Here is a 6,178-nt window from a genome sequence, read left to right as displayed (position 1 = left end):
GCGATCTTTTGATCTTCAAAGTCAAAGTCAAAAGATCGCAGCCTTCGGCAGCTCCTACAGGGGAACGCATTCTGCAGTCATTTCCAGCCATGTCGTAAACGCACCTTTGCGTGGCGTCCGCAGGCATTTGAGCTGTCTGCGCCGGTCATACCATCGCATCAAAGGGCACTGCCATCACTGCCGGTGCCTTACCGAGACGAATGGCGCACAGATGCCGCTGGGAGAGACGCGATGTTCAGCAAGCAAGACCAGATCCAGGGTTACGACGATGCACTGCTGGCGGCGATGAATGCCGAGGAGCAACGTCAGGAAGATCACATCGAGCTGATCGCGTCGGAGAACTACACCAGCAAGCGCGTGATGGAAGCGCAAGGCAGCGGCCTGACCAACAAATACGCCGAAGGCTATCCGGGCAAGCGCTACTACGGTGGCTGCGAGCACGTCGATAAAGTCGAGGCACTGGCCATTGAGCGCGCCAAGCAATTGTTCGGCGCCGATTACGCCAACGTTCAGCCGCACTCCGGCTCCTCGGCCAACAGCGCCGTGTACCTGGCGCTGATCCAGCCAGGCGACACCATTCTCGGCATGAGCCTGGCTCACGGTGGTCACCTGACCCACGGCGCGAAAGTGTCGTCCTCGGGCAAGCTCTATAACGCCGTGCAGTACGGCATCAACACCGACACCGGGCTGATCGACTACGACGAGGTCGAGCGTCTGGCCGTCGAGTGCAAACCGAAAATGATCGTTGCCGGTTTCTCGGCTTACTCGAAGACGCTGGACTTCCCGCGCTTCCGCCAGATCGCCGACAAGGTCGGTGCGCTGCTGTTCGTCGACATGGCCCACGTGGCCGGTCTGGTTGCCGCCGGTCTGTACCCGAATCCGCTGCCGTACGCCGATGTGGTCACCACCACCACCCACAAGACCCTGCGCGGTCCGCGTGGCGGGCTGATCCTGGCCAAGTCCAACGAAGAGATCGAGAAGAAGCTCAACGCCGCGGTATTCCCCGGCGCCCAGGGCGGCCCGCTGATGCACGTCATCGCCGGTAAAGCCGTGTGCTTCAAGGAAGCGCTGGAGCCTGGCTTCAAGGCGTATCAGCAACAAGTGATCGACAACGCGCAGGCGATGGCCAGCGTGTTCATCAAGCGTGGCTACGATGTGGTCTCCGGCGGCACCGACAACCATCTGTTCCTGGTCAGCCTGATCCGTCAGGGCCTGACCGGCAAAGACGCCGACGCTGCACTGGGCCGCGCGCACATCACCGTCAACAAGAATGCCGTGCCGAACGACCCGCAGTCGCCGTTCGTCACCTCGGGCCTGCGCATCGGCACCCCGGCGGTGACCACTCGCGGCTTCAAGGTCAGCCAGTGCGAAACCCTCGCCGGCTGGATCTGCGACATCCTCGACAACCTCGGCGACGCCGATGTCGAGGCCAATGTCGCCCAGCAGGTCTCGGCCCTGTGCGCAGACTTCCCGGTTTATCGCTGAGTCGGTTCTGGAGTAATGACTATGCAACGCTATTCCGGCTTCGGCCTGTTCAAACACTCGCTCAGCCACCACGAAAACTGGCAGCGCATGTGGCGCACGCCCACGCCGAAAAAAGTCTATGACGTGGTCATCGTCGGCGGCGGCGGGCACGGCCTGGCGACGGCCTACTACCTGGCCAAGGAGCACGGCATCACCAATGTTGCCGTGGTCGAGAAGGGCTGGCTGGGCGGTGGTAACACCGCGCGCAACACCACCATCGTGCGTTCCAACTACCTGTGGGACGAGTCGGCGCACCTCTATGAACATGCGATGAAATTGTGGGAAGGCCTGTCGCAGGATCTCAACTACAACGTGATGTTCTCCCAGCGCGGCGTCTACAACCTGTGCCACACCCTGCAGGACATCCGTGATTCGGAACGTCGGGTCAGCGCCAACCGCCTCAACGGCGTCGACGGCGAACTGCTCGACGCCAAGCAGGTTGCGGACGAGATTCCGTACCTGGACTGCTCGAAAAACACCCGCTACCCGATCATGGGTGCAACTGTTCAGCGTCGCGGCGGCGTCGCCCGTCACGATGCCGTGGCCTGGGGCTTCGCGCGTGCCGCCGATGCCCTCGGTGTGGACCTGATCCAGCAGACCGAAGTGATCGGTTTCCGCAAGGAAAACGGCGTGTGCATCGGCGTTGAAACCAACAAGGGTTTCATTGGCGCCAAGCGCGTCGGTGTGGTCACTGCCGGTAACTCCGGGCACATGGCCAAGCTTGCCGGATTCCGTCTGCCGATCGAATCCCACCCGCTGCAAGCGCTGGTGTCCGAGCCGATCAAACCGATTATCGACAGCGTGATCATGTCCAACGCCGTGCACGGTTACATCAGTCAGTCCGACAAGGGCGACCTGGTGATCGGCGCCGGTATCGACGGCTACAACGGTTACGGCCAGCGTGGCTCGTATCCGGTGATCGAACACACCATTCAAGCCATCGTCGAGATGTTCCCGGTGTTGTCCCGGGTACGCATGAACCGCCAGTGGGGCGGCATCGTCGACACCACCCCGGACGCCTGCCCGATCATCTCGAAAACGCCGGTGCCGAACATGTTCTTCAACTGCGGTTGGGGCACCGGTGGCTTCAAGGCCACACCGGGTTCGGGCAACGTGTTTGCCGCGAGTCTGGCCAAGGGTGAAATGCACCCGCTGGCCGCACCGTTTTCCATCGACCGTTTCCACAACGGCGCGCTCATCGACGAACACGGCGCTGCTGCCGTCGCCCACTAACAGGAGAAATCCCTATGTTGCACATCTTCTGTCCTCACTGCGGCGAACTGCGCTCCGAAGAGGAATTCCACGCATCCGGCCAGGCCCACATCCCGCGGCCGCTGGATCCGAACGCCTGCACCGATGAAGAGTGGGGCGACTACATGTTCTTCCGTGATAACCCGCGTGGTCTGCACCATGAGCTGTGGGACCACGTTGCCGGTTGCCGCCAGTACTTCAACGTCACTCGCGATACCGTGACCTACGAGATTCTCGAGAGCTACAAGATCGGCGAGAAGCCGCAATTCACCGACAAGGCTGGCACTGCGAAAACAGCCACGACGGCGCTGGGAGAGAAGGTATGAGCCAGACCAATCGCCTGTCCAACGGTGGACGGATCGACCGCAACAAAGTGCTGAGCTTCACCTTCAACGGCCAGACCTACAAAGGCTATGAAGGCGACTCGCTGGCCGCTGCCCTGATCGCCAACGGCGTCGACATCATCGGCCGCAGCTTCAAGTATTCGCGTCCTCGCGGCATCTTCGCCGCCGGTTCCGAAGAGCCGAACGCGGTGCTGCAGATCGGTGCCACTGAAGCCACGCAGATTCCCAACGTGCGCGCCACGCAACAGGCGTTGTATCAGGGCCTCGTTGCCACCAGCACCAACGGCTGGCCGAGCGTCAACAACGACATGATGGGCATTCTCGGCAAGGTCGGCGGCAAGCTGATGCCGCCGGGTTTCTACTACAAAACCTTTATGTATCCCCAGTCGTTCTGGATGACTTACGAGAAGTACATCCGCAAGGCTGCCGGTCTCGGCCGTTCGCCGACCGAGAACGATCCGGACACCTACGACTACATGAACCAGCACTGCGACGTGCTGATCGTCGGCGCCGGCCCGGCCGGTCTCGCCGCTGCCCTGGCCGCTGCGCGCAGCGGTGCTCGCGTGATTCTTGCCGATGAGCAGGAAGAGTTCGGCGGCAGCCTGCTCGATTCCCGCGAAAGTCTCGACGGCAAACCGGCGATGGAGTGGGTTGCCAGCGTCATCGCTGAACTGAAGAACACCCCGGACGTGCTGCTGTTGCCGCGCGCCACGGTCAACGGTTACCACGACCACAACTTCCTGACCATTCACGAACGCCTCACCGATCACCTCGGCGACCGCGCGCCGATCGGTCAGGTGCGTCAGCGCATCCACCGCGTCCGCGCCAAGCGTGTGGTGCTGGCGACCGGCGCCCACGAGCGTCCGCTGGTCTATGGCAACAACGATGTGCCGGGCAACATGCTCGCCGGCGCGGTATCGACTTACGTGCGTCGCTACGGCGTCGCACCGGGCAAAAAACTTGTCCTCAGCACTAACAACGACCACGCCTATCGCGTCGCTCTGGATTGGCTCGATGCCAGTCTGCAAGTGGTCGCCATCGCTGATGCACGCAGCAATCCGCGCGGTGCATTGGTCGAAGAGGCGCGCGCCAAAGGCATTCGCATCCTCACCGGCAGCGCCGTCATCGAAGTGCGTGGCAGCAAGCGTGTGACCGCTGCCCGCGTCGCCGCGATTGACGTCAAGGCACACGCCGTGACCAGCCCGGGCGAATGGCTCGACTGCGACCTGGTTGCCAGTTCAGGCGGTTACAGCCCTGTGGTTCACCTGGCTTCGCACCTCGGCGGCAAACCGGTCTGGCGTGAAGACATTCTCGGTTTCGTACCGGGTGAAGCACCGCAGAAACGCGTGTGCGTCGGTGGTATCAACGGCGTCTACGCGCTCGGCGATTCGCTGGCCGACGGTTTCGAAGGTGGCGTGCGCGCTGCCGCCGAAGCCGGTTTCCAGACCGTCGAAGGCGTGTTGCCGAAAGCCCTGAGCCGTCTCGAAGAGCCAACCCTGGCGCTGTTCCAGGTGCCGCACGAGAAGAACTCGGCGCGTGCACCGAAGCAATTCGTCGACTTCCAGAACGACGTCACCGCCGGTGGCATCGAACTGGCGACCCGCGAAGGTTTCGAGTCGGTCGAGCACGTCAAGCGCTACACCGCGCTGGGCTTCGGCACCGATCAGGGCAAGCTCGGCAACGTCAACGGCCTGGCCATTGCCGCCCGTTCGCTGAACGTGACCATCCCGCAGATGGGCACCACCATGTTCCGCCCGAACTACACGCCGGTGACGTTCGGCGCCGTGGCCGGTCGGCACTGTGGGCACATCTTCGAACCGGTGCGCTACACCGCGCTGCATGCCTGGCATGTGAAGAACGGCGCCGAATTCGAAGACGTCGGTCAGTGGAAGCGTCCGTGGTACTTCCCGAAAAACGGCGAAGACCTGCACGCGGCGGTCAAGCGTGAATGCAAAGCCGTGCGCGACAGCGTCGGCCTGCTCGACGCGTCGACCCTCGGCAAGATCGACATTCAAGGCCCGGATGCCCGCGAGTTCCTCAACCGCGTGTACACCAACGCCTGGACCAAGCTCGACGTGGGCAAGGCTCGCTACGGTCTGATGTGCAAGGAAGACGGCATGGTCTTCGACGACGGTGTGACCGCGTGTCTGGCCGACAACCATTTCGTCATGACCACCACCACCGGCGGCGCCGCGCGCGTACTGCAGTGGCTGGAGCTGTATCACCAGACCGAATGGCCGGACCTGAAGGTGTACTTCACTTCGGTCACCGACCACTGGGCGACCATGACTTTGTCCGGGCCGAACAGCCGCAAGCTGCTCAGCGCCGTGACTGACATTGATCTGAGCAACGAAGCGTTCCCGTTCATGACCTGGAAAGAAGGTCTGGTCGGCGACGTGCCGGCACGGGTGTTTCGTATCTCGTTTACCGGTGAGCTGTCTTACGAAGTCAACGTGCAGGCCGACTACGCGATGGGCGTGCTGGAGAAAATCGTCGAGGCCGGCAAGAAGTACAACCTGACCCCGTACGGCACCGAAACCATGCACGTGCTGCGGGCCGAGAAGGGTTTCATCATCGTCGGTCAGGACACCGACGGGTCGATGACCCCGGACGACCTGAACATGGGCTGGTGTGTCGGTCGCACCAAACCGTTCTCGTGGATCGGCCAGCGCGGCATGAACCGCGAAGATTGCGTCAAGGATCAGCGCAAGCAGCTGGTGGGCCTCAAACCGGTCGATCCGACCAAATGGCTGCCGGAAGGTGCGCAACTGGTGTTCAACACCAAGCAGGCGATCCCGATGACCATGGTCGGCCACGTCACCTCGAGCTACGCACACAACTCCCTCGGTTATTCGTTTGCCATGGGTGTGGTCAAGGGCGGTCTCAAGCGCATGGGCGAGCGGGTGTTCGCACCGCTGGCCGATGGCAGCGTGATCGAGGCGGAAATCGTTTCTTCGGTGTTCTTCGATCCGAAGGGAGATCGCCAGAATATTTGATGGTTCGGCTCCTGGGGAGTGCAGTCGCACCGCGGTGACTTCATCGCGAGCAGGCTCACTCCT

The 6,178-nt window shown here is 62.2% G+C and carries 4 protein-coding genes; all 4 read left to right on the top strand.

Annotation, left to right across the window (positions count from 1 at the left end; genetic code table 11):
• Window positions 1-231: 231 nt before the first annotated feature.
• From glyA to DCO47_RS25170, 4 genes are read left to right on the top strand one after another with little or no spacing between them, the layout of a single operon-like run.
• Entirely contained in the window at window positions 232-1,485 is a 1,254-nt protein-coding gene (glyA, locus tag DCO47_RS25185; RefSeq protein WP_042606644.1) for a serine hydroxymethyltransferase, read from the top strand.
• 21 nt (window positions 1,486-1,506) lie between these two features.
• Entirely contained in the window at window positions 1,507-2,757 is a 1,251-nt protein-coding gene (locus DCO47_RS25180) for a sarcosine oxidase subunit beta (protein ID WP_016772829.1), read from the top strand.
• 14 nt (window positions 2,758-2,771) lie between these two features.
• On the top strand, window positions 2,772-3,101 hold the full coding sequence (locus DCO47_RS25175) for a sarcosine oxidase subunit delta (RefSeq protein WP_016772830.1): 330 nt from the start codon (window positions 2,772-2,774) through the stop codon (window positions 3,099-3,101).
• Window positions 3,098-6,115 carry a sarcosine oxidase subunit alpha gene (locus tag DCO47_RS25170; RefSeq protein ID WP_116659166.1) on the top strand — a complete coding sequence of 1,006 codons (3,018 nt, stop codon included), beginning with the start codon at window positions 3,098-3,100 and terminating at the stop codon, window positions 6,113-6,115. Before DCO47_RS25175 ends, DCO47_RS25170 begins: the two co-directional genes overlap by 4 nt.
• The last annotated feature ends 63 nt before the right edge of the window (window positions 6,116-6,178 follow it).

Source organism: Pseudomonas sp. NDM (assembly GCF_003105095.1).
Lineage (GTDB): Bacteria > Pseudomonadota > Gammaproteobacteria > Pseudomonadales > Pseudomonadaceae > Aquipseudomonas > Aquipseudomonas moraviensis_A.
This window is presented reverse-complemented; position numbering and strand designations above follow the sequence as displayed.

What these genes read in the sequence shown, in the direction of transcription:
- DCO47_RS25175 (WP_016772830.1), top strand. Translation starts at nt 2,772, where the DNA reads ATGTTGCACATCTTCTGTCCTCACTGCGGCGAACTGCGCTCCGAAGAG.
- DCO47_RS25170 (WP_116659166.1), top strand. Translation starts at nt 3,098, where the DNA reads ATGAGCCAGACCAATCGCCTGTCCAACGGTGGACGGATCGACCGCAAC.
- glyA (WP_042606644.1), top strand. Translation starts at nt 232, where the DNA reads ATGTTCAGCAAGCAAGACCAGATCCAGGGTTACGACGATGCACTGCTG.
- DCO47_RS25180 (WP_016772829.1), top strand. Translation starts at nt 1,507, where the DNA reads ATGCAACGCTATTCCGGCTTCGGCCTGTTCAAACACTCGCTCAGCCAC.